The sequence below is a fragment of the Fulvivirga aurantia genome, assembly GCF_009711475.1.
Lineage (GTDB): Bacteria > Bacteroidota > Bacteroidia > Cytophagales > Cyclobacteriaceae > Fulvivirga > Fulvivirga aurantia.
The window spans coordinates 4576-6381 of sequence record NZ_SMMD01000721.1; the positions used below are offsets into that span (position 1 = coordinate 4576).

At 39.3% G+C, this 1806-nt stretch carries 1 protein-coding gene; it reads right to left on the reverse strand.

Features of this window, described 5'->3' with window-relative positions; genetic code table 11:
• On the reverse strand, positions 1–1797 hold a 1797-nt coding region (locus tag E1176_RS21350), incomplete at its 3' end, for an OmpA family protein (RefSeq protein ID WP_343030519.1).
• Between the last annotated feature and the right edge of the window lie 9 nt (positions 1798–1806).

Below are 1806 nucleotides of genomic sequence, written 5' to 3' on the forward strand. Positions count from 1 at the left end.
TCGGTTGAGCTCTCTTCCCTCCTTCTCATCATCGTTGCTTGCAAGTGGTTTTTCTTCACCATAGCCAACTGATTTAATTCTTCTTGCATCCACTCCTTTCTTAACGAGATAATCCTTAACAGCATTTGCTCTTAATTGAGAGAGCTGTTTGTTGTAGCTTTTAGCACCAATATTGTCAGTATGACCAGAAATTTCTATAACCATTCCCGGGTTTCTCGCCATCATAGCTTCCAATTTATTAAGCTCATCGTAAGATTCTTGCTTGAAAGTGGCTTTGTTAAAATCAAAGTAAATATTTCTTAATACAGAGCGTGTGCCTAATTGTAGCTTTCTCAACTGCACATTTCTGCTGATACTTTGGGGCTCTTCTTTTGCCGCAGGGGCTTTTATTTCTATAGTTTGAAATACATAACCATCAGCCTCAACACTTAGTCTGTAAGTTTTGACTTCAGGTGATGTTACTGAAAACTCATAGCTTCCTGTGCCAACACGGGTTTTACCTGCCACACGATTATCATCTACACTAGTTAGGCTGATTTTAGCATCAACAGCTTCTTTTTTGTCACCTAGTACATTAACTGTAATCTTAACTGGCGCCAACTGCTTACTTTCTTTTTCAACTTTAGCTAATTCTTTGCTTTCAGGCTCTTCATCTACTGCTTCATCCTCATCAGCCTCTTTTTTCGCAATGGTTTCACCCACTTCACCTTCCTGAAGAATTGTGACCATGTAAATGTCAGTATAACCCTGTCCGTCTTCTCGCACTGATGCATAGTACCCGCGCTTACCATCTTCAGTACTTACAAAGTAAATATCATCATCTGGTGTATTGATCGGAAAACCTAGATTTTCAGGCTCACCCCACTCACCTTTTGCACTGTCATACTCAGATTTAAAAATGTCATATCCACCCATTCCATTTCTTCCCTGACTACTGAAGTATAATGTCTTTCCATCGTAGTCTATGAAAGGGCCATCGTCATCATATTCAGTATTGATCTTTGGCCCTACATTTTTAGATCTCGTCCATTCTTCTGTTTCCGGGTCTTTGATACTGTAGTAAATATCGATACCGCCAGCGCCACCCGGTCTGTCTGAAGCGAAAAATAATAAACTTCCATCTGGGGAAATTGAAACTGCATTTTCTTTAAACCCCTCTGAGTTGATATTTTCACTCAACGGCTGTGGAAATGTCCAGGTATTGTCGGGCTTTTTGTATGACTCATAAATATCACCGTTGTTTTCGTCTTTATACAAAAACAGCTGATTACCATCGGCACTTAATGCCAGATTTGAATCATGAAATTCTGTATTTATGGTTTCGCCTATATTCTGAGCCGGCTGCCACTGCCCATTTTCTTTGTAGGCTATGAATATTTCTTCAAAAGGTTTGTTATCACTAAACACGTTCTGATTTATATTACCCTCTTTTCTACGAGAGGTGAATACCATCATGGTCTCATCCTGATTTAGTACAGGAGCGTAATCTTCCTGCTCAGAATTAATAGAATTGCCAAGATTTACGATCGAATAGTGTGATGGGTTGGCTACAAACTCTCGGGCGTTTTGGCACTCGTAAATTCTCCTGTTTACATCATCAAGACTCACTTTGTCTCTTCCGCGGTAACCGTCTTGTTGAGTAAGTTTGTTTTTATACCTATCGTAATAAGATAAGGCCTTATCGAACTCCATACCATATTGGTAGCTACGACCAATCCAGTATAAAATATCAAATCTATAATCATCATCTACTTCTAATACTTTCAACAAATAAGGTACTGCACGAGCTTTTCCCACTGTTTTTAG